Raw genomic sequence first — 21,389 nt, 5'->3', positions numbered from 1 at the left:
ACGAGGGAATCTTGCTTATGAGCAGCACTCACAACACGCAGTCCGCCCCATTGATGATCGTCGGCGAGGTGGCGTCTGCAGGTCTTGCCCGCGGACGCGCTCTGCTGTGCGATTGCGCCCGAACGCAGACAGCCGTTCCGCTCCGGCAGGTGAGCGAGGCGGAGGTGCAAGCTGAGGTCGAGCGTTTCGATGCCGCGGTGGTCGCTGCCGAGGGGAAACTGCTGGAAGTTCAGGAGAACGTCCGGCGGACTTTGGGGAAGGACGAGGCGGAGATTTTTGAAGCGCAAATCCTCCTCCTGCGCGACGTGCAATTGCGCGATGCGGTGTGTGCGCTTTGCCTCGAAAAGCGGATGAATGTGGAGGCTGCGGTCGAAGAAGCGATCAAGCAGTTGATGGAATTGTTCGGCCACCTCGAAGATCCCTACTTCCGCGAGCGTGCCGCCGATCTGTACGACGTCGGCAGACGCCTCCTCGATCACCTGGCGGAAGACGGGCTGCCGGATGTTCCTGCTGTTCACGAGGGATGCGTGATCGTCACCAGCGAAATTCTCGCCTCCGTCGTTGCTCGCCTGGAAGGCCAGGGCGTGCGTGGCTTGATTGTCGAAAAAGGTGGCCTTACAGCGCACGCCACCATCCTTGCCCGCTCGCTCGGTATCCCCACGCTCGTCCAGGTGCCGGAGGCGACCGGGAAAATTCGTGCGGGCGATCTGGTGATCGTCGATGCTCTGGCCGGACGCGCCTTCATCAATCCGCAGGCCGAAATCCTGCGTAAGTACGATCAACTGGACAGCAACCTGCAAGTTCACCAGGGCGTCCTGAAGAGCTTGATCGGCCTGCCGACGGTCACTCGCGATGGCGTCGAAATCAAGCTCTGTGCCAACATCGGGCAGACTGCCGACGCGCTGGCGGCGGCGAACGTCAAGGCTGATGGGGTCGGACTGTATCGCACCGAGTTCGTCTTCCTGGTCCAGGATCATTTCCCCTCGGAAGACGAGCAGTACCAGTTCTACCGCGCCACGGCGGAGCACCTGCAACCGGCGCAAACGGTGATCCGCGTTCTCGATGTCGGCAGTGACAAACCGCTCAGCTACTTTCCGCTGCCCCGCGAAGCCAATCCGGCCATGGGCTTTCGGGGCATCAGGCTGCTGCTCGCGCATCCCAAGCTGCTGCACACGCAACTGCGGGCCATCCTTCGGCTGAGCGCGACGCATCCGGTCGCCATTCTTCTGCCGATGATCGACGGCATCGACGACTTGCGCGCGGCGAAAGCGGCGATCGACCATGCGAAGGAGGAACTCACCGCAGCCGGCCAGTCGTTCGATCCACTGATCCCGGTCGGGGCGATGATCGAGACGCCTTCAGCGGTGATTCTCATCGAGCACCTGGCCGACGAGGTCGACTTCTTCAGTGTCGGCAGCAACGACCTCGTCCAGTTTCTGCTGGCTGCGGACCGGATACGTGGCGAGATGGTGTCCACCTATGACCCCTTGCATCCGGCGGTCATCCAGGTGCTCGCCAAGCTGGTGACGGTGGCCAGGAGCAAAGGAACACCAATCTCTTTGTGCGGGGAAATTGCCAGTGACCCCACCTACACCAACCTCTTGATCGGCCTCGGATTTCGAAGTTTCAGTGTCAGCCCAGGACGGTTGCTGGACATCAAGCACGCCATTCGCGCGACCGACCTAAAACAGGCTGAAAAGCTCGCCGAGCAGGTTCTGTCGGTGCACTCGACGCGCGCCATCCGGGCGCAGGTGCAGGACGACTGGAACCGGCGTCGCCCGGTTGCTTCGCCCGAGTTCAACAGCCCAACAAGCCCCGTCGGCACGTCGCTCGCGGTGAGACACAACCTTGCTCGTCAGCGCTTCGAGGCGCAGGCAGGGGAAAGCGCCTCGGCGTTTCTGAGCTACCGCGTCGAAGGCGAGCGCGTCATTCTGGAGCACACCTTCGTACCGGACGCGCTTCGCGGCCAGGGAATCGCCGCGGATCTGGTTCGTGTCGCGCTGGATGAGGCGCGGCAACGGCACTGGAAGATCGTCCCGCGCTGTTCCTATGTAGCCAGCTTCATTGAGTGCCACCCGGAATTCGCCGACCTGGTCGATCGCCGGGAAGTAGACCTGAACTGACGCACTTGCTTCGGTCGGGGGTGTTTTGACGCCGGCTCCATGGAGTCGTTGCGGCAGCATTTACGAAGGCTGTTTTTCCCGAAAATGGCGGCCCACAAAGAACGGAGGATTGTGTGAACGAGATCATTTCGAAACTGCTCGTGGAGCATCGAAACCTGGGGAAACTGGTCGGACTACTGGATCGCCTTCCTGTTGATATGACGGATCCGAAACTCGACGAAATCACGCTGCTGGTTGACGTCTTCGCTTACCTGACCTGCTTTCCAGATGTCCGTCATCACCCGGTCGAAGACCGGATTGTCGCCAGTCTCCTCGCGCAAAATGCGCTGTCTGCCGATATCGCTGACGAGATCGAAAGGCAGCATTGTGCACTGGCCAGGCAGGGCACAGACTTGATGCGTGACCTCGAGTCGGCTGCGCGCGAGGAAACCACTTCGTGGCACGCCGCTGTGGTCAGCGCCCGGCTATACGCTGAACGCCTTCGCCACAACATGGCAGTCGAAGAGCTCGCCGTTTTTCCCGTGGCTGAACAGCGTCTTGGCGACGCGGATTGGCATGCTATTGCCGCTTTATTGACACCTGAGCCGGCAGATCCGCTCTTTGTGTCGCTGACCGAGAAGCGCTTCGTCGACCTGCGCCGAGTGATCGCCACAGAAGCCGATTGTGATTGCTTCGACGATCCGGAAGTAGGGCGGTGATGGTGAGGAATATCGCGGAGCATCGCCCTCGCTTCGCGGTTCTTGGTGAGCTTCCGCTTACGACGTCAAGCCAGACCTGGCTTGATCTACAGAAAACCGGACGACAGCGTGCTGCAACTCGTCCGTCTCGGTTCGCACAGCGAACCCGGTTTGTGAAAGGTCTGGCTCAATGGAACTCGAAAGCTTTCTTTTCTCCGCAATACTGCTGCTGAGCGCAGCAGCGGTCGGCGTGGCGCTGTTCAAGCATCTTGGGCTGGGATCGGTGCTCGGATTGCTCGTGGCGGGGATCGTGGTTGGCCCGCATTCTCCCGGCCCCTCTGTTACGACGCATGTCGATGAGGTGCGGCATTTCACCGAGTTGGGCGTCGTGCTGCTGCTGTTCGCGATCGGGCTCGAGATGCGTCCCGCGCGGCTGTGGGCATTACGCCGCGAGGTGTTTGGCCTGGGGTCGCTGCAGATTTTGCTCTCGGGCCTGTTGGTCGCGGGCTACATGCTTTTCTACCTGGATCGCTGGGAAACGGCGCTGCTCGCTGGCCTCACCATGGCCCTGTCGTCGACCGCCTTCGTCATCCAGTTGCTCAACGAACGGGGGGAACTGGCCAGCACCCACGGACAGGCGTCGTTTGCGGTGCTGTTGATGCAGGACCTGGCCATCGTACCCCTGTTGGCAGTTGTGCCAATCCTCTCCCAGACCGGGGTTCTGTCGATCGAGGTGCCGCTTTGGAAGCAAATCGGCCTGGTGATCGGCACTCTGACTCTGCTGTTCGGCTTCGGTCACTACGTGGTGCCCAGGGTCCTCGAGCAACTGTCTCGGCAGCGCAACCGCGAGGGGTTCATTCTGGTCGTGCTGCTGGCAGTGTTCGTCGCTGCCTGGGCGACCAATGAGGTTGGCCTGTCGATGGCACTGGGCGGCTTCGTCATGGGCATGCTGTTATCCGGATCACGCTATGCCTACCAGGTAAAGGCCTACATCGAGCCGTACAAGGGCATCCTGATGAGCGTCTTCTTCGTCGCCGTCGGCATGTCCATCGAACTGGAGGTCCTCGCCGCTGAACCCTGGGTTTTCATTCAGCAAGTGGCCATCATCCTGTTGATAAAACTGGCCGTAATGTTTGCTCTGGCGCTGGCGTTCCGATTCACTGTCGAATCGGCCATCCGCATGGCCGTGCTGCTCGGGCAGTCGGGGGAGTTCGGATTCGTGCTGTTCGGTGCGGCGCGTGGACTGGGCGTGATCGACGACCGTACTTTCGTGGTGTCGGTGGCGGTGATATCGATCAGTATGATGTTCACGCCGCTGATGGTGCGTGCGGGCGATGCCCTGGTGCGGCGCCTGACGAAGCCAAGCGTCGGGCCGACCGGCGCACCTGTCCTCGCGGCGGGGGACGCGGAGGGTGGTACGGTCATCATTGCCGGCTACGGTCGGGTAGGGCACACCGTCGCCATGATTCTGCGTGCCAGTGGTGTACCGATCCTGGTGTTCGACAAAGACCCTGCGCGGGTTGCCCAGGGTCGGGCCGATCACCTGCCGGTTCACTATGGCGACCTGGCCGATCCGGAACTGCTCGCCGCGGCACCGGTCGAGCACGCGGCGCTGGCGATAATCACCGTCGATCACATGCCAACAGCGATCGCGGCCTTGGCACACCTGCGCCACCAGTATCCGCAACTGCCGATCATTGCCCGGGCACACGACCTGGAGGCTACCGCGAAACTGGAAGAAGCCGGCGCTACTCGGGTGTTTCCCGAGGTGGTGGAGAGCAGTCTTCGCCTCGGGGCTGAGGCGCTGCAGATGCTCGGCGTCGCGGCCGAAAGCACCGAGGGTCTGTTGCAGGGCGTGCGTGGTACCGACTACGCGCTGGTGCGCGAACCCTCTGCGCGTGGCTCCGGCCCCGATACCGAGGAGACTGGAGAGAGAAGACAGCGCAGTAGCAGAGTGCGCCGCGGCAGCGCAGACTTCTGAACCGCCGACAGGGTTGTGAAGGCTGTGCGATGGGCAGCCAGGGCCGCCGAGCGACATTCTTCGTAGGAGGTACCTGTGACCCACTCACCTGATTCATCCGAGCGGGCGGAAAAGCACCTCCGCAGCTTGCGCCACGAACGTGGGGCCGTGTTGGCGCCCCCGACCTGCCGCTATGAGCGGCTCACATGCTGACAGTCCCCGGCGCTGCCGCGAGACTGTCGCTTCGTCAGGAGAGAATGGTCATGGCACTATCACACGCCAAGTCGGGCGATCTGGTGAACATCCAAGATGCCGCCGCCGAGTTCAGCAGCAATACTTCAGTCACGCTGGTGCGCGATGATCATATCGAGATCTTCCGCCTGGTCCTGGGTGCCGGCACCCACATGCAGGAGCACAGCGCTGCCGGTGCCATGACGGTGCAATGCCTGGGAGGCGAAGTGGATTTCAGTTGTCACGATAAAACCCAGACGCTGCGGCCGGGCGACCTTATCTATCTGAACGATGCGGCGCCGCATGCCCTGCATAGCAAACAGGGGACCATCCTTCTCATTACCCTGATGTTGCATCGCAAGTAACTGCTGTGGCATGGATGCGTGGGTAACAGCTTCGGCGGGTGTTGACCATCGGCGTGAGTTCGTACTGACACGGGCGAAGGCCTGCCAGCCACTGTTACGAGTCATCCACACTGGTTCATCATTGTTCTTGCACGGAAGCTCAAGATGCAATCGGCGTGCACAGCCGGGCTTACACCAGTGGGCGCTCTCCGGTAGAGTGCGCATCCTGTCCCTTGCCGTCGCCGCGGGGCAGGGCCTGACCGCCAGAGATGGCGATGCCAATGGGCGAAGCGAGAACCTGCCATGCACATCACCCAGCACACTGACTATGCACTGCGCGTACTGATCTACCTCGGGACCAACGAGGACCGCTGGGTGACCATCCAGGAAATCGCGGACCGCTTTGCCGTGTCGCGCAACCACTTGATGAAAGTTGTCAGTCGTTTGATCCGTGGCGGCTATGTTGATGGCTTGCGCGGCAAGGGCGGCGGTTTGCGGCTTGCCTGTCCAGCCACGACCATCGTTGTCGGCGATGTTCTGCGCCATATGGAGTCGGGCATGGACCTGGTCGAGTGCTTCGGCAAGAACTCTACCTGCATTCTGGATCCCGATTGCCAGCTGAAGCTTGCGCTTTCAGAGGCCCTCGCTGCGTTCCTCAAGGTGCTGGATGGCGTTACGCTTGCCGATCTGCTCGGCAAGAGCGAACGGGTGATCCTTCACGTCCTGCGCCCTGTGCTAGCCATTCCCAAGTAGCTCCTCCGCACTTGGCGACAATCGTCGCCAACTTCATTCGGTTCTGCCGTCACATAAGAAGCATTTTGTTTGCATCTTTTATAAGAGGTATTTAGAATGCCACTTAAAGAAGCTTGTCGCCGTTTCGTTCCCTTCCATTGGTTTTACCGATACCGTAAAGGAGCTTTATCATGCATAACACACGCAAGCTGTGGATCTGGCTAGCGCTGATCTGCGTGCTTTCCTTCGCCGCGCTGGGCTGGGTTGGCCGCGAGATTTTCGTGCACGCGCCGCCCATTCCGACGCAGGTGGTCAGCAGTGACGGCCAGGTTCTCTTTTCCGAAGAGCAGGTGCAGCAAGGCCAGCAATCCTGGCTCTCGGCCGGCGGCCAGCAACTGGGCTCGGTCTGGGGGCACGGCAGCTATCTCGCGCCGGACTGGTCAGCCGACTGGCTGCACCGCGAAGCGGTTGCGCTGCGGGCGATCTGGGCACAGCGTGATTTCGGCGCCGCCTACGAGCACCTTCAGCCCAGTCAGCAAGCACAGCTCGATGCACTGTTGAAGACCGAGCTCCGCCGCAATACCTACGACGCTGGCAGCGGTTCGATCAGCCTGAGTGCTGATCGAGCTGCCGCAGTCGCGCAGGTGGCAAAGCACTACGCCGACCTCTTTGGTGGCGAACCGGCGCTCGATGCATTGCGCGAGCAGTACGCGATGCCGGCCAATATTCTGCGCGACGCAACCGATCGGCAGGACCTGACGGCTTTCTTCTTCTGGAGCGCCTGGTCGGCTGTGACCGAACGCCCGGGCGAAAGCAACTTGAGCTACACCAGCAATTGGCCACACGAGCCGCTGGTCGGCAATACGCCGACGACCGGTACCGGCGTCTGGTCGATCGCCAGCGTCATTCTCATGCTCGGGGCGATCGCGGCGATGATCTTCTTCCACTCGACCAGCCACGAAGCAGGTGACCCAACCCCGCCAAAGGCTGACCCGCTCTTCAACTTCAAGGCAACGCCATCGATGCTGGCCACCCGCAAGTATTTCTATGTGGTCATCGCGTTGATCCTGGCGCAAGTCGGCATGGGCGTCATCACCGCACACTATGCGGTCGAGGGAACGAGCTTCTTCGGTATCCCGCTCGGCGAGATCCTGCCCTTTACCGTCAGTCGAACCATCCACACGCAGTTCGCCGTGCTGTGGATCGCCACCGCCTGGCTGGCCACAGGCCTCTACATCGCACCGGCGATTTCCGGCAGCGAACCGAAATACCAGCGCCTGGGTGTCAATGTTCTGTTCTATGCCTTACTGATCATCGTCGCCGGCTCGACGGTCACCGGTTGGCTGGGCACCTTGCAGAATATCGGTAACGACTACAGTTTCTGGATCGGCAACCAGGGGCTCGAGTACACCAGCATGGGCCGTGTCTGGCAGATCCTGTTGTTCGCTGGTCTGCTGATCTGGGTAACGCTGCTCGGCCGCGCCCTGATGCCGGCGCTGCGCACACCCTCCGAAAGCCGCGGGCTGATCGCCATGGTCTTCCTTGCTGCGCTGTGCATCGGTGGCTTTTACGCGACTTCGCTGGCCTGGGGCCAGAAAACACACTACGCGATGGTCGAATACTGGCGCTGGTGGCTGGTTCATCTGTGGGTCGAGGGCTTCTTCGAGGTCTTCGCCACGGCCGTCATTGCCCTGCTTTTCACCCGTCTCGGCCTGATCCGCGCGGCGACCGCCAACAGCGCGATCATCCTGGAAACCATTGTCTTCCTGTTCGGCGGCATTCTCGGCACACTGCACCATCTCTACTTCACCGGCACGCCGACTTCGGTTATCGCCATCGGCGCCATGTTCTCGGCACTGGAAGTGGTACCACTGGCCATGATCGGCGTCGAAGCATGGCGCAACTATCAGCGTTCGCAAGCAGCACCCTGGGTGCGGGCGTACAAGTGGCCGATTCTGTGCTTCATCGCCGTTGGCTTCTGGAACGTCGTCGGCGCCGGCCTCCTTGGCTTCACGCTCAATACGCCGATCGCCCTTTACTACATGCAGGGAATGAACATGACCGCAGCGCACGGTCATGCGGCTCTGTTTGGCGTCTATGGAATGCTCGGCATCGGCCTGCTGCTGTTCTGTCTGCGTGGTCTTTCGAACCACGGGGCGTGGTCCGACAAGTTGCTCGCCCTGACTTTCTGGTCGCTCAATATCGGTCTGGCGATGATGGTCTTCATGTCGCTCGTTCCGGCCGGTGTCTACCAGGCGTGGGCCAGCATCAGCGAGGGTGTATGGTTTGCACGTTCGCCGGCTTTCGTGCATTCGTCGTGGATGGAAACCTTCGTCTGGTTGCGCGTCCCGGGAGACATCGTTTTTGCTCTTGGTACGCTGTTCCTGGCCATCTTCGCTGGGCGCTTACTGATTGTGCAACGTAATCCGGCAGCCGTCGCCAGTGCCAACGCGTTTGCCGGCAAGACGATGTAGGACTGGATCAGGCGAGAGTTCCGGGGCAAGGGCCGGTGGCCCTTGCCCCGCACTTCCATCTGCCGTATATCAATCCGCACGGAGCGAGACCACCAGACCATGCCAAACGCCACGGCCAGCCCGAGAAAGCGCGTCATCGCGATAAAGCCCATCGTCGACCCGGACGCCAAGTCTATCCACGCTCGATCAACGGTTACTTTCAACGTTGGTGCTGGGCCTTCATCTGGTTGACCCAACTCGTCTTCTATGGCCTCTGCTGGTTGCCCTGGAATGGCCGGCAAGCGGTTCTGTTCGACCTCGATACGCGGCGCTTCTACCTGTTCGATCTCGTCCTCTGGCCGCCGGACGCGATCTATCTGGCGATCCTCCTCGCCCTCTCGGCGCTGGCACTGTTCCTGTTCTTCGCCGTCGCCGGGCGCTTGTGGTGCGGCTACACCTGTCCGCAAACGGTCTACACCGAGGTGTCTCTGTGGTTAGAAAAACTCGCAGAAGGTGAGCGACCGAAACGCATGAAGCTCGACGCTGCACCGTGGTCGGTGCACAAGTTGGCCGTCAAGACTGCAAAGCACACCCTCTGGATCGCGCTTGCCCTTTGGACTGGCCTGACTTTCGTCGGCTATTTCACGCCTATTCGCGACTTGACCCACGGCATCGTCGAGCGGTCGCTTGGCCCGTGGGAGCTATTCTGGGTTCTCTTCTACGGCGCTGCCATCTATGGCAACGCCGGTTTCATGCACGAGCACATGTGCAAGTACATTTGCCCGTACGCGCAATCACTCTACGCGATTCGCTACTGGCCGCTACTGTCACGGGCACGGCTAGACGGAAAACCCGGCTAGCCTGTTTTTTTCCTCGCTTGCCTTTGAAGGCGAGGGACAGGTCATTCCGCGCCTGGAACGGCTCGACCAGGAGACGGCGCTCGAACCGTCAGCAGAAATACACCTTCTGCATTGCCTGCGATCGGGTCATGCGTCTCGATCCCGGGAAGACATGTGGACAGACTGGCAGCCACCACTATTGCCAATCCGCGCAGCTGCACATCCATAGCCGCCCTTTCGCACGGCAGAATTGAGAATAGTTGACCATTGTCAACAACTATTCGGCGGTTGAGGCGTAAATCGACACCTCGGCTTGGCGTTTTGCCGGCCGCAGGACCAAACATGGAGGATTCAGGAAAATGACGACTCATCGCAGATTGCGTAGTACCGCCATATTGCTTGCCGCTTCTTTGCCATTGGCCTTGGGCAGCGCCTTTGCACAGGAGGATGCCAAGAAACCGATTTCACAGGTCGAACAGAGCTATCAGGCCGGCGACTCGTCGCCGGTCGGCGACACCGCGATGCACCACAACATCAACCCGAAAGCGCCTCCGATGACCAAGGAGGAATTCGAGAAGGCCAAGAATATCTATTTTCAGCGCTGCGCTGGCTGCCACGGCGTACTGCGCAAGGGCGCAACGGGCAAGCCGCTGACCACGGACAAAACGCTGGCTAGCGGCACTGAGTACCTGAAGGTCTTCATCACCTACGGCTCGCCCGGCGGGATGCCAAACTGGGGGACTTCCGGGGATCTGACCGAGGCCGAAGTGGACATGATGGCGCGCTACGTCCAGCAGGAACCGCCCGTGCCGCCTGAATGGGGAATGAAGGAGATGATGGCCTCGCTGAAGATCAGCGTGCCGCCCGAACAGCGCCCGACGAAGAAGATGAACAACCTGGACCTGGACAACCTCTTTTCGGTGACGCTGCGTGATGCCGGCAAGATCGCGCTGATCGACGGCAAGACCAAGAAGATCGTCAAGATCCTGCCGACCGGCTACGCCGTACACATTTCCCGGATGTCGAAGTCCGGGCGCTACCTGTACGTGATCGGTCGCGATGCCCGCATCAACCTGATCGACCTGTGGATGGCGGAGCCGACCAACGTCGCCGAGATCAAGGTAGGCCTCGAAGCGCGCTCGGTCGAAACCTCGAAGTACAAGGGCTACGAAGACAAGTACGCGATTGCCGGTACCTACTGGCCGCCGCAGTTCGTGATCATGGACGGTGATACGCTCAATCCGCTGAAGATCGTATCGACGCGCGGTTCGACGGTCGATACGCAGGAATACCATCCGGAACCGCGCGTGGCGTCGATCGTCGGTTCGCACTACAACCCCGAGTTCATCGTCAATGCCAAGGAAACCGGCAAGATCATGGCCGTTAACTACTCGGACCTCAAGAATCTGAAGATCACCATCATCGACGCCGCGCGATTCCTTCATGACGGGGGCTTCGACTCGACGGGCCGGTACTTCATGGTCGCCGCCAATGCGTCGAACAAGATCGCGGTGGTCGATACCAAGGAGGACAAGCTTGCCGCGCTGGTCGACGTCGGCAAGATCCCGCATCCTGGACGCGGCGCCAATTTCGTCCATCCGAAGTTTGGTCCGGTATGGGCGACCAGCGACCTGGGTGACGAGTTCATCAGCCTGATCGGCACCGACCCGATCAAGCACAAGGCACAGGCATGGAAGGTCGTGCAAACGCTTACGGGGCAGGGAAGCGGCTCACTGTTCATCAAGACGCATCCCAAATCGACCAATCTTTGGGTCGATACACCGCTCAATCCGGAAGCGAAGATCAGTCAGTCGGTTGCCGTCTTCGACATCAAGAACCTGGACAAGGGTTTTGAAATCCTGCCGATTGGTGATTGGGCCGACCTTGGCGACGATGGCGCCAGGCGCATCGTGCAGCCCGAGTACAACGTGGCCGGCGACGAGGTCTGGTTCTCGGTGTGGAGCGCCAAGGACAAGAATTCGGCGCTGGTCGTCGTTGACGACAAGACGCGCAAGCTGAAAGCAGTGATCAAGGATCCGGAGTTGATCACGCCGACCGGCAAGTTCAACGTCTTCAACACCCAGCACGACGTCTATTGAGCTATTGACGCAGGAGAATGCGGGGGCCGGTTGGCCCCCCGTTTTTCTTGCGTTTGGCAGGTCCCGATACCTGTCTTCCCGGTGAGGCTACCCCATGGGAACACAAGCGAGGGACGAAGCCGATGGAAGGAGAATTGCCATGAGAACCGATACTGATGTGCGTGCGCGTATCGACACCAAGACAAAGAAGCGCGCCGTCGTCGCGCTCAAAGCAATGGGCCTGTCCATTTCGGACGCTATTCGCCTGTTGATGGCGCACGTAGCGGATGAGCGCTGCTTACCGTTTGAGGTCAATCTGAAGAGCGTGAAGACAGGCAAACGGCAGCCTGTGGTCAGCGCTTCGACTACACAGCGCGCCGCAAGAGAATAGCTCGTAAAGCTTTCCGTTCCGCCGCACTCCAAACCCCTTCATTGGCGGCCGCTGGCCAAGTAACATGCCCTTGGCTAAAGCTCTCCGCGTCAAAGCGAAGAATTCACCAGGAAGTCACGCCGCTGGTGTGCTCAGCAGAAGGCCAGAAGCCGGGCGGCTGCCTATTCCCACTCGATCGTCGCCGGCGGCTTGCCCGAGATGTCGTAGACCACGCGGTTGATGCCGCGCACTTCGTTGATGATCCGGTTCGATACCTTGCCGAGCAGGCTGTGTGGCAGTTCGGCCCATTGCGCGGTCATGAAGTCCTGCGTTTCAACGGCGCGCAGGGCGACGACGTATTCGTAGGTGCGACCGTCGCCCATGACGCCGACCGACTTGACGGGCAGGAAGACGGCGAAGGCCTGACTGGTTTTCTCGTACCAGCCGGCGGCACGCAGTTCGTCGATGAAGATGGCGTCGGCGCGGCGCAGCAGGTCGGCAAATTCGGGCTTCACTTCGCCGAGGATGCGCACGCCGAGACCGGGGCCGGGGAAAGGGTGGCGATAGACCATGTCGTGGGCCAGACCGAGGGCGACGCCGAGTTCGCGGACTTCGTCCTTGAACAGCTCGCGCAGCGGTTCGAGCAGCTTCAGGTTGAGATCTTCGGGCAGGCCGCCGACATTGTGGTGGCTCTTGATGGTGTGGGCTTTCCTGGTCTTGGCGCCGGCGGACTCGATTACATCGGGGTAGATGGTTCCCTGCGCCAGCCATTTGGCGTTGGCCAGCTTGGCGGCCTCGACCTGGAAAACTTCGACAAACTCGCGGCCGATGATCTTGCGCTTCTGCTCGGGATCGGAGACTCCCTGCAGATGGCCCATGAACTGTGCACTGGCGTCGACATGCACCACCTTGACGCCGAGATTGCGGGCAAAGGTGTGCATAACCTGCTCGGCTTCATTGAGGCGCAGCAGGCCGTTATCGACGAAAACGCAGGTCAGCTGGTCGCCGATGGCGCGGTGGATCAGCGCTGCGGCCACTGACGAATCGACGCCGCCCGAAAGGCCGAGGATGACTTCCTCCTGGCCCACCTGGGCGCGAATCCGGTCGACCGCTTCGCCGACGTAATCAGGCATGTTCCAGTCGTGGCCGCAGGCGCAGATGTCGCGCACGAAGCGGCCGAGGATGTCCTTGCCCTTGAGGGTGTGCGTGACCTCGGGATGGAACTGTACGGCGTAGAACTTGCGCTCTTCGTCGGCCATGGCGGCGATCGGCGTCGATGGGTTGCTGCCGATCAGCTTGAAACCCGGGGGCAGGGTGGTGACCTTGTCGCCGTGGCTCATCCAGACGTCGAGCAGCCCGTGCCCTTCACCGTTGCGTCTATCCTCGATGCCCCTGAACAACTCCGAGTGGCCGCGGGCGCGCATTTCGGCATAGCCGAATTCGCGCTTGTTCGAGCTTTCGACGCTGCCGCCCAACTGCGCCGCCATCAGCTGCATGCCATAGCAGATGCCGAGCACCGGCACGCCGAGTTCGAACACCACCTGCGGGGCTTTGAAGTCCTCGACGTCGTAGACCGAATTGGGGCCGCCGGAGAGGATGATTCCCTGCGGCTGGAAGTCGCGGATGAAGTCCGCGGAGACGTCGTAGGGATGCAGCTCGCAGTAAACCTGCTGCTCGCGGACGCGGCGGGCAATCAGCTGCGCGACCTGCGAACCGAAGTCGAGGATCAGAATTCTTTGGTGGGACATGGCGACGCCTCAAATGAAGCGGGCGGCCCGTAGCCGCCCGTGAATCGTCAATCGATGCTCAATCGACGTGGTAGTTGGGAGCTTCCTTGGTGATCTGTACGTCATGGACGTGCGATTCGCGGACACCGGCCGAGGTGATCTGGACGAAGGTCGCCCGTGCGTGCATTTCGGCGATCGTCCGGCAGCCGAGGTAGCCCATCGACGAGCGCAGGCCGCCCATCAACTGATGAATCACCGCCAGCACGGAGCCCTTGTAGGGAACGCGGCCTTCGATGCCTTCGGGGACCAGTTTGTCGACGTTGGCCGTTTCTTCCTGGAAATAGCGGTCGGCAGCGCCGGCGGCCATGGCGCCGATCGAACCCATGCCGCGATAGGATTTGTACGAACGTCCCTGGAAGAGCTCGACCTCGCCGGGCGCTTCCTCGGTGCCGGCGAAGAGGCCGCCGAGCATGACCGCGTTGCCGCCGGCCGCGATTGCCTTCGAGATGTCGCCGGAGTAGCGAATGCCGCCGTCGGCGATCATCGGCACGCCGCAGTCCTTGAGGGCGTCATGGACGTTCTGGATGGCCGTGATCTGCGGCACGCCGACGCCGGCAACGATGCGCGTGGTGCAGATCGAGCCCGGGCCTATGCCCACTTTGACGCCGTCGGCACCATGGTCGACCATCGCCAGCGCCGCTTCTGCGGTGGCGATGTTGCCGCCGATCACCTCGACATCGGGGAAGTTCTTCTTGATCCACTTGACGCGATCGAGCACGCCTTGCGAATGGCCGTGCGCGGTATCGACGACGAGGACATCGACGCCCGCTTCGGCGAGCAGTTCGACGCGTTCTTCGGTGCCTGGGCCGACACCGACGGCGGCGCCGGCCCGCAAGCGTCCGGAAGCGTCCTTGCTGGCGTTCGGGTGTTCGGTGGTCTTGATGATGTCCTTGACGGTGATCAGGCCGCGCAGTTCGAAGGCGTCGTTGATGACCACCACGCGTTCGAGACGGTGCTTGTGGATTACCGCCTTGCCTTCTTCGATCGTTGCCCCTTCAGGGACAGTCACCAGGCGATTCTGCGGCGTCATGATGTTGCTCACCGGCTGGTCGAGTTTGGTTTCGAAGCGCAGGTCGCGGTTGGTGACGATGCCGACGACGACTCGGCCATCGAGCACCGGAACGCCGGAGATCTTGTGCAGGGTGGTCAGCGCCAGCACCTCGCGCACCGACATGGTCGGCGGTACGGTAATCGGGTCCTTGAGGATCCCGGACTCAAAACGCTTGACCTTGGCGACTTCGGCGGCTTGCACTTTTGGGCTGAAGTTCTTGTGCACGATTCCGATGCCGCCTTCCTGCGCCAGGGCGATCGCCAGGCGCGCCTCGGTGACGGTGTCCATGGCCGCCGAAACCAGCGGCAGTTCGAGGCTGATGTTGCGCGTCAAACGCGTCTTGAGCGTGACATCGCGTGGCATTACGGAAGAATGGGCGGGAACGAGGAGCACATCATCGAACGTCAGCGCCCGTTGGATTAAACGCATAGCCTTTGATCCGAGGTCACAAAAACGTATTATACAGCGTGCTCCCTTACCGCTGAACGCCCATGAAGCGCATTGCTCCTGCTGCCGCCATGCTACTTGCCGCCTTCGCTGCGCAGGCGCAGATTTATCAATGGCAGGACGAAAACAACACGACGGTAATTTCCGACCGACCGCCTCCCGGGAGCGTCACGGGCGCGCGGAAAATCGAAGCCGATTCCCCACCAGCGAGCGAGGCCAGCGACCAGACCCTGGCTGACCGCGAGATGGCGTTTCGCAAGCGTCAGAAGGAATCGCAGGAAGGCGCCGAGCAGGCCGACAAGGAGCAGCGCCTGGCGGAGCAGAAAAAGGAAAACTGCGCGAGCGCGCGTCGCTCGCTGCAGCTTCTGGAGTCTGGCGAACGCGTGGCAATGCGTGACAGCAAGGGCGAGCGCTACTACCTCGACGAGGCGCAGCGCACGCAGGCGATCGCCAAGCTACGCCAGGACGTGCAGGCCAGTTGCCACTGAGAGAAGCGTGGAGGTTGGAGGGTGAAGTGTGCTATGGACGCTGCGGAAGTGCTGGCAAACGCGCTGCGCGAATCCTGCTTTCTCGCCTACTCGCCTTCGCCGGCGCCTTTTTTCATGACCTTGCCTTCGGCGGCACGTTGCTTGCGCACTTCTTTCGGATCGGCAATCAGCGGGCGGTAGATCTCGACGCGGTCCTGATCGCGTAGTTCTGCATCGGGCTTGGTGAGTTTGCCGAAAATGCCGATCTTGTTTTTTGCGAGGTCGATTTCCGGGTGCTTTGGCAGCAGTCCGGACGCCTCGATCGCCTCGCGCACGGTGCTGCCCGCGGCAAGCTGCAGGCTGACCAGCTGCTGCTTGTCTGGCAAGGCGTAGATCACCTCGATGGCGAGCAGTTCAGGCATTGGGCAAGCCATGCACTTCGTTGGCGCGTTTTACGAAGGCGTCGACGAAAGTGTTGGCGATCTGGCTGAAAACCGGACCGATCACTTTTTCGAACATCTTGCTGGAGAATTCGTAGGACAGCTGGAACTCGATCTTGCACGCGTAGTCGGCCAGGGGCTTGAAACGCCAGAGGCCTTCAAGGCGGCGAAACGGGCCATCCACCAGGTGGATTCTCATCCACTGTGGCGACTCCTTGTCGTTCTCGGTGGTGAAATGCGAAGTCACGTTGCGGTAGTTGATGTGCAGCGTGGCGACCGTTTTCTGCTCGTCGCGAAACTCGCAGCGCGTCTGGCTGCACCACGGTAGAAACTTCGGATAGTCCTCGACACGGTCGACAAGGTCGAACATCTGCTGCGATGAACGTTCGATCAGCACCGATTTCTTGACCATGGCCATCCTCTGCCGTACCTCGTGAATCCTGTAGAATCAAATATTCTAGCATCGCACGCCCCCACCCACGCCCCAATTTCCCGAGAAAAGGCACCATGAGCATTGTCGCCAACAAGAAGGCTTTTCATGACTACTTCATAGAAGAGAAGGTCGAGGCGGGCTTGGTGCTGGAAGGTTGGGAAGTGAAGGCGATCCGCGCCGGTCGGGCGAGTATCAAGGAAGCCTATGTCGTCGTCCGCAAAGGCGAAGTTTTCCTTTTCGGGATGCACATCACACCGCTGATGGCGGCGTCGACGCACATCAAACCGGATGCAGTGCGTACTCGCAAGCTGCTGCTGCACGCCAAGCAGATCAGCAAGATGATCGGCCAGGTCGAACGCGCGGGCTACACGCTGCTGCCGATCGACCTGCATTTCCAGCGCGGTCGCATCAAGGTTGAAATTGGTCTGGCGAAAGGCAAGAAGCAGTACGACAAGCGGGAAGCCGACAAAGACCGCGACTGGGTGCGCGAGAAAGCGCGGCTGATGCGCGCCAAGGTCTAGGCCGCTCGGCCGGCTGCGGGCATGCGCAGCGCCTGGCCATCGGCCGCCGGCCGCGACTTCACATTAACGGTCATGACAATCGATACACCTCGGATCATGAAAGTCATGACCGCCCCTCTTCCCCCGGCTCTTCTCCCGCGAGGGGAGAAGAGAGTTTCGTGAGTCGCTTGCGCGACTTCACATCAACTGAAGTGGCGCAAGGAGCGCTGTTGCCGCTGCTCCGAATCTGCGGCTTCGTCGAGCCGCTGGCGGACGAAATCGATATGCGTTTGCGCCGCCAGGCGAGCAGTTTCCGGCTCGTGTGCGCGAATCGCGTCGTGGATGGCCCGGTGTTGCGCCATCAGTTGCCGCCCGGTTTCCGGGCTCACCGCGATGTCACGGAGACTGCGCCGCACATGCTCGTGTAGCAGGCGGAGAACACTCCCCAGCAGGTGACCGAACAGCACGTTGTGCGCCGACTCCGCAATCGTCAGGTGAAAAGCGACGTCGGCCGCAACCTGGGCACTGCGATTGTTCTCACCGTACGCTGCGTCAAGTTTCACGTAGGCTTGCTCCAGACGCTCCAGGTCACCCTCGGTTGCCCGTCGCGCAGCCAGTTCGGCAGCCGACCCTTCGATCAGATGGCGAAATTCGAGCACATCCTCCTGCAGGCGGGGGTGTTGCTCGATGAGTTGCTGCCAGGGATCCGAAAAACTGGTTGCGAGCCGGTCGGTGACGAAAGTGCCGCCACCATGACGGCTGATCAGCAGGTCCCGGGAGACGAGCTTCTTGATGGCTTCGCGCAGTGAAGGGCGCGAGACGCCCAACTCGATTGCCAACTCGCGTTCGGCAGGCAAGCGGTCGCCGGGTTTGAGGGAGCCCTCGAGAATGCGCGTTTCGATCTGATGGGCGACGGCGTCAGGAATGCGCGGGAGCTGGAGCTTGGCAATATTCATGCTGATCTGTTGATGTCCTTGGCGGGTTCGCCGAAATCATTGCGCCGTTAATGTGAAAGTCGCGCAAGCGACTCACGAAACTCCCTTCTCCCCTTGCGGGAGAAGGGGCAGGGGAAGAGGGAAACGGTCATGACTTTCATGATTTGCGGTGTCTCCACGTGTCATGACCGTTAAAATGGTCTTACCCGTCTGTTTCGTCCGGCAGTCTACAAATTTTTGCGGCTTCCATTCCTGCCCCGCGTATGGCGTGCCAGTTTAACCTTACGGCGCTACGAATTGCCGGTAATCGGGGCGCACTGGCTGCAGTGAGCGGCAGGCGATTGACAAAGGCAGGGGCTGCAATTAGTGTATTGGGTAATTGGTCTTACCACTTTTTGGTTGGCCACTTTCCGCCGACAAGAGCACAGGAGACAGCCATGGAAGCAGCAGGCCCTCGCCACTACCCGGCCAAGCCGGCCAAGGTCTACCTTTTCGGGACCTGTCTGATTGATATGTTTTGCCCGGAGGCGGGCATGGACGCTCTTCGCTTGCTCGAGCGCGAAGGGATCGAGGTCCTTTTTCCGGCCGACCAGACCTGCTGCGGGCAGCCGGCGCACAGCAGTGGCTTTCCCGAGCAGGCACGCGCCGTTGCCCTGGCGCAGCTGCAGCTCTTCCCGGAAGCGTGGCCGGTGATCGTTCCTTCCGGTTCCTGTGCCGGCACCATGCGCCATCATTATCCGGAGATGTTTGCCGACGATCCGCGCCTGAAGGCCGAGGCGACTGCGCTTGCCGAGCGGGTGTTCGAACTCAGCGAGTTCCTGGTGCATGTTGCCAAAGTCAATCTGGCAGACCAGGGTGTGCCGGCACGCGTCGCCTTGCACACTTCATGCGCGGCGCGGCGCGAGATGGGCACGCACGAGCACGGCCGCGCGCTGCTGGCGCAGCTGGGGGCGGTCGAGGTGGTGATGCACGAACATGAATCGGAGTGCTGCGGCTTCGGGGGCACTTTCTCGCTCAAGCACCCGGCGATCTCGTCGGCGATGGCTGGTGACAAGGTCGATGCGCTCAAGGAGACCGGTGCCGAGACTTTCCTGTCGGCCGACTGCGGCTGCATGCTCAGCCTGAACCACACGCTGCAGAAGCGGCGCGATGGTTTTCAGGGGCAGCACCTGGCGACTTTCCTGTGGCAGCGGACGAGTGGCGAAGGAGGACAGCAATGAGCGCGCGTGACAACATCCTGCAGCGCCTGCGCGCCGCGCCACAAGGCAGAGTGCCGCTGGCACCGGCTGTGCCTGCTTTCTATGCTGCCATCCGCGCGGCCACGCCAGCCAGCACGCGCGCGGCGAGAATCGAACTGTTCTGCGAAAAAATGGCGTTCTGGCACGGTGAAGTGCTGCGCGTCACGCATGACAACTGGCCACAAAAGCTGCGCGAAATCTGCGCCGCCAAGGGCGTGCGCTCGCTACTCTACGGCGAAGCGAGTGCACACGCCGAAGCGCTGAAGGCGGCCGGTATTGCCGGGCTGAAGCCTTACGACCGCCCGCTCGGCGAGTGGAAGAAGGAACTCTTCGAAGACACCGATGCCGGCCTGACTTCGACGCGCGGCGGGATCGCCGAAACCGGCACGCTGATTGTCTGGCCGGACGCCAGGGAGCCGCGCCTGATGTCGCTGGTGCCACCGATCCACTTCGCGCTGCTCGACGCCGATCAGCTCCACGACACGCTTTTCGACGCCATGCAGGCGCAGCGCTGGAGCGAGGGCATGCCGACCAATGCGCTGCTCGTCTCCGGTCCGTCGAAGACTGCCGACATTCAGGTCACTCTCGCCTACGGCGCGCACGGTCCGAAGGAGCTGGTAGTGCTGTTGCTGGACAACGCGGTCAACGCGGTCAACGAGGTCAACGACGAGGAAGGGCAATGAATAATAGCCAGCAGCTCAACTTCGTTCCGGCCAGCGAATTCAAGCAGCGTGCTTCCGTCGCCGTTGCCGATGCGCATCTGCGCAAGAGTTTTCGCGGCGCGATGGATTTCCTGATCAGCAAGCGCGCCGCGCAGTTCCCCAATCCTGAAGCGCTCGAACGTCAGCGCTCGCTCGCCGAGCACATCCGCAAGTACAGTCTGGCGCGGCTGCCGGATCTGCTCGAACAACTCGAGCGCAAGCTGACCGACAATGGCGTGCAGGTGCATTGGGCCGAGGATGGCGAAGAAGCCTGCGCGATCATCGTCGGCATTGCGCAGCGCCATTCGACGAAACTGATGGTCAAGGGCAAGTCGATGGTCAGCGAGGAGGTCGAGCTCAACCATGCCATGGCCGCCGCCGGTATCGACGCCCTGGAGAGCGACATGGGCGAGTACATCGTCCAGCTCGACGGCGAGAAGCCTTCGCACATCATCATGCCGGCGATTCACAAGACCAAGCAGCAGATCGCCCGCCTGTTTGCCGACAAGGTGCCTGGCGCCGGCTACACCGAATCGGTCGATGAGTTGATCGGCATTGGCCGCGCCGTCCTGCGCGAGAAGTTCATGAACGCCGAGGTCGGACTGTCCGGGGTCAACTTCGCCGTCGCCGAAACCGGCACCCTGTGCCTGGTCGAGAACGAAGGCAACGGGCGCATGTGCACCACCGTCCCCGAAGTGCATATCGCCATCACCGGCATCGAAAAAGTGGTCGAGAAGCTCGAACACGTGCCGCCACTGTTCGGCCTGTTGACGCGCTCCGCGACCGGGCAGGCGATCACCACTTACTTCAACATGATCAGCGGTCCGCGCAAGCCCGGCGAGAAGGACGGCCCCGGCGAGATGCACCTGGTGCTGGTCGACAACGGGCGCACGCAGGCCTACGGCGACGAGCAGCTGCGCTCGACCCTGCAGTGCATCCGCTGCGGCGCCTGCATGAACCATTGCCCGGTGTATACGCGCATCGGCGGCCACGCCTACGGCACCACCTATCCGGGGCCGATCGGCGAAATCATCTCGCCGCACATGCTCGGCCTGAATGCCACGCACGTCCTGCCAACCGCTTCCAGCCTCTGCGGTGCCTGCGGCGAAGTCTGCCCGGTGCGCATCCCGATTCCCGAATTGCTGGTCCGCCTGCGCGAGGAAGCGCAGCACGATGCGCGGCCCGGACATGCTCCGCTGCGCGGTCAGGGCGCTGCCAAGAGCCGCCTGGTCGACGCCGTCTGGTCGGGCTGGGCTGCGCTGTACACCCGCCCGGCGCTATATCGCGCCTTTGGCTGGCTGGCGACTCGCTTTCGTGCGCTGACCCCGCCAATGCAGGGCGGCTGGACGGTCAGCCGCACGCCGATGAAGCCGGCGGCGCGGACGCTGCATGAGCTGATGGCGGAGAGGAAGAAGCGCTGAGACGCCAAGCGTCGCCGGCGAGGTGCGTCAGCAGTACTTCGGCCATGCTTGGCGCCCGGCGCCTGGCTCGTGAAACCGCGAGACCAGCCCGCACGTCATTGTGAGGAGGCGCAGCCGACGTGGCAATCCAGTTCCATCGTCTCGCTATGTTCCGCCACATTG

The 21,389-nt window shown here is 61.5% G+C and carries 18 protein-coding genes and 2 pseudogenes; 15 read left to right on the top strand and 5 right to left on the bottom strand.

What is annotated here, in order from left to right; genetic code table 11:
- Positions 1 to 17 precede the first annotated feature (17 nt).
- The 10 genes and pseudogenes from ptsP (at position 18) to QZ648_RS15400 (ending at position 11,828) form a co-directional block, all read left to right on the top strand.
- Positions 18 to 2,123 (top strand): phosphoenolpyruvate--protein phosphotransferase, encoded by a 2,106-nt coding sequence (ptsP, locus tag QZ648_RS15445; RefSeq protein ID WP_291997584.1) that lies wholly within the window; start codon positions 18 to 20, stop codon positions 2,121 to 2,123.
- Positions 2,124 to 2,236: 113 nt separating this feature from the next.
- A complete protein-coding gene (locus QZ648_RS15440; protein WP_291997583.1) occupies positions 2,237 to 2,821 on the top strand; it encodes a hemerythrin domain-containing protein in 585 nt (194 codons plus the stop codon).
- 64 nt (positions 2,822 to 2,885) lie between these two features.
- Positions 2,886 to 2,977 (top strand): annotated as a pseudogene (locus QZ648_RS15435) (type II toxin-antitoxin system mRNA interferase toxin, RelE/StbE family); the annotation flags it as partial.
- A gap of 13 nt (positions 2,978 to 2,990) precedes the next feature.
- Positions 2,991 to 4,781: a cation:proton antiporter gene (locus QZ648_RS15430; protein ID WP_291997582.1), complete on the top strand. Its 1,791-nt coding sequence runs from the start codon at positions 2,991 to 2,993 to the stop codon at positions 4,779 to 4,781.
- A 185-nt stretch (positions 4,782 to 4,966) separates the two neighbouring features.
- Complete coding sequence (locus tag QZ648_RS15425; protein WP_291997581.1) at positions 4,967 to 5,356, top strand: AraC family ligand binding domain-containing protein; 390 nt, start codon at positions 4,967 to 4,969, stop codon at positions 5,354 to 5,356.
- Positions 5,357 to 5,638: 282 nt separating this feature from the next.
- Positions 5,639 to 6,088: an Rrf2 family transcriptional regulator gene (locus QZ648_RS15420; RefSeq protein ID WP_169068118.1), complete on the top strand. Its 450-nt coding sequence runs from the start codon at positions 5,639 to 5,641 to the stop codon at positions 6,086 to 6,088.
- Between the two features lie 170 nt (positions 6,089 to 6,258).
- Positions 6,259 to 8,541: a nitric-oxide reductase large subunit gene (locus QZ648_RS15415; protein WP_291997580.1), complete on the top strand. Its 2,283-nt coding sequence runs from the start codon at positions 6,259 to 6,261 to the stop codon at positions 8,539 to 8,541.
- Positions 8,542 to 8,726: 185 nt separating this feature from the next.
- Positions 8,727 to 9,311 (top strand): annotated as a pseudogene (locus QZ648_RS15410) (4Fe-4S binding protein); the annotation flags it as partial.
- Between the two features lie 407 nt (positions 9,312 to 9,718).
- A complete protein-coding gene (locus tag QZ648_RS15405) occupies positions 9,719 to 11,458 on the top strand; it encodes a nitrite reductase (protein WP_291997579.1) in 1,740 nt (579 codons plus the stop codon).
- A 133-nt stretch (positions 11,459 to 11,591) separates the two neighbouring features.
- On the top strand, positions 11,592 to 11,828 hold the full coding sequence (locus tag QZ648_RS15400; protein ID WP_291997606.1) for a type II toxin-antitoxin system RelB/DinJ family antitoxin: 237 nt from the start codon (positions 11,592 to 11,594) through the stop codon (positions 11,826 to 11,828).
- Positions 11,829 to 11,989: 161 nt separating this feature from the next.
- On the opposite strand, the gene guaA is transcribed toward QZ648_RS15400, so the two are convergent.
- Together guaA and guaB are read right to left on the bottom strand one after the other, a co-directional pair.
- Entirely contained in the window at positions 11,990 to 13,555 is a 1,566-nt protein-coding gene (gene guaA, locus QZ648_RS15395) for a glutamine-hydrolyzing GMP synthase (RefSeq protein WP_169068114.1), read from the bottom strand.
- Positions 13,556 to 13,613: 58 nt separating this feature from the next.
- Positions 13,614 to 15,074, bottom strand: a complete 1,461-nt coding sequence (gene guaB / locus QZ648_RS15390; protein ID WP_169068113.1) for an IMP dehydrogenase — start codon at positions 15,072 to 15,074, stop codon at positions 13,614 to 13,616.
- A 62-nt stretch (positions 15,075 to 15,136) separates the two neighbouring features.
- On the opposite strand from guaB, the gene QZ648_RS15385 reads away from it, so the two are divergent.
- Positions 15,137 to 15,580, top strand: coding sequence for a DUF4124 domain-containing protein (locus QZ648_RS15385; RefSeq protein ID WP_291997578.1), 444 nt, complete (start codon positions 15,137 to 15,139; stop codon positions 15,578 to 15,580).
- A gap of 86 nt (positions 15,581 to 15,666) precedes the next feature.
- Here the strand turns inward: QZ648_RS15385 and QZ648_RS15380 are convergent, their stop codons facing one another.
- Both QZ648_RS15380 and QZ648_RS15375 read right to left on the bottom strand, forming a co-directional pair.
- Positions 15,667 to 15,981 (bottom strand): RnfH family protein, encoded by a 315-nt coding sequence (locus QZ648_RS15380; RefSeq protein ID WP_291997577.1) that lies wholly within the window; start codon positions 15,979 to 15,981, stop codon positions 15,667 to 15,669.
- Positions 15,974 to 16,417 (bottom strand): type II toxin-antitoxin system RatA family toxin, encoded by a 444-nt coding sequence (locus tag QZ648_RS15375; RefSeq protein WP_169068110.1) that lies wholly within the window; start codon positions 16,415 to 16,417, stop codon positions 15,974 to 15,976. Before QZ648_RS15375 ends, QZ648_RS15380 begins: the two co-directional genes overlap by 8 nt.
- Before the next feature lie 89 nt (positions 16,418 to 16,506).
- On the opposite strand from QZ648_RS15375, the gene smpB reads away from it, so the two are divergent.
- Positions 16,507 to 16,953: an SsrA-binding protein SmpB gene (smpB, locus tag QZ648_RS15370; RefSeq protein ID WP_291997576.1), complete on the top strand. Its 447-nt coding sequence runs from the start codon at positions 16,507 to 16,509 to the stop codon at positions 16,951 to 16,953.
- Positions 16,954 to 17,135: 182 nt separating this feature from the next.
- On the opposite strand, the gene QZ648_RS15365 is transcribed toward smpB, so the two are convergent.
- Positions 17,136 to 17,888, bottom strand: coding sequence for an FCD domain-containing protein (locus QZ648_RS15365; protein WP_291997575.1), 753 nt, complete (start codon positions 17,886 to 17,888; stop codon positions 17,136 to 17,138).
- A 416-nt stretch (positions 17,889 to 18,304) separates the two neighbouring features.
- Between QZ648_RS15365 and QZ648_RS15360 the strand changes: the two genes are divergently transcribed.
- The 3 genes from QZ648_RS15360 to QZ648_RS15350 are packed head-to-tail and all read left to right on the top strand — an operon-like array spanning position 18,305 to position 21,227.
- Positions 18,305 to 19,087 (top strand): (Fe-S)-binding protein, encoded by a 783-nt coding sequence (locus tag QZ648_RS15360; RefSeq protein ID WP_291997574.1) that lies wholly within the window; start codon positions 18,305 to 18,307, stop codon positions 19,085 to 19,087.
- Positions 19,084 to 19,788: a lactate utilization protein gene (locus QZ648_RS15355; RefSeq protein WP_291997573.1), complete on the top strand. Its 705-nt coding sequence runs from the start codon at positions 19,084 to 19,086 to the stop codon at positions 19,786 to 19,788. Before QZ648_RS15360 ends, QZ648_RS15355 begins: the two co-directional genes overlap by 4 nt.
- Positions 19,785 to 21,227, top strand: coding sequence for a LutB/LldF family L-lactate oxidation iron-sulfur protein (locus QZ648_RS15350; protein ID WP_169068105.1), 1,443 nt, complete (start codon positions 19,785 to 19,787; stop codon positions 21,225 to 21,227). The genes QZ648_RS15355 and QZ648_RS15350 overlap by 4 nt, the downstream gene beginning before the upstream one ends.
- Positions 21,228 to 21,389 lie beyond the last annotated feature (162 nt).

It is taken from the genome of Candidatus Accumulibacter sp. ACC012 (assembly GCF_907163155.1).
Lineage (GTDB): Bacteria > Pseudomonadota > Gammaproteobacteria > Burkholderiales > Rhodocyclaceae > Accumulibacter > Accumulibacter delftensis.
The sequence above is the reverse complement of the archived record's forward strand: the minus strand, read 5'-3'. Positions and strand labels throughout refer to the sequence as shown.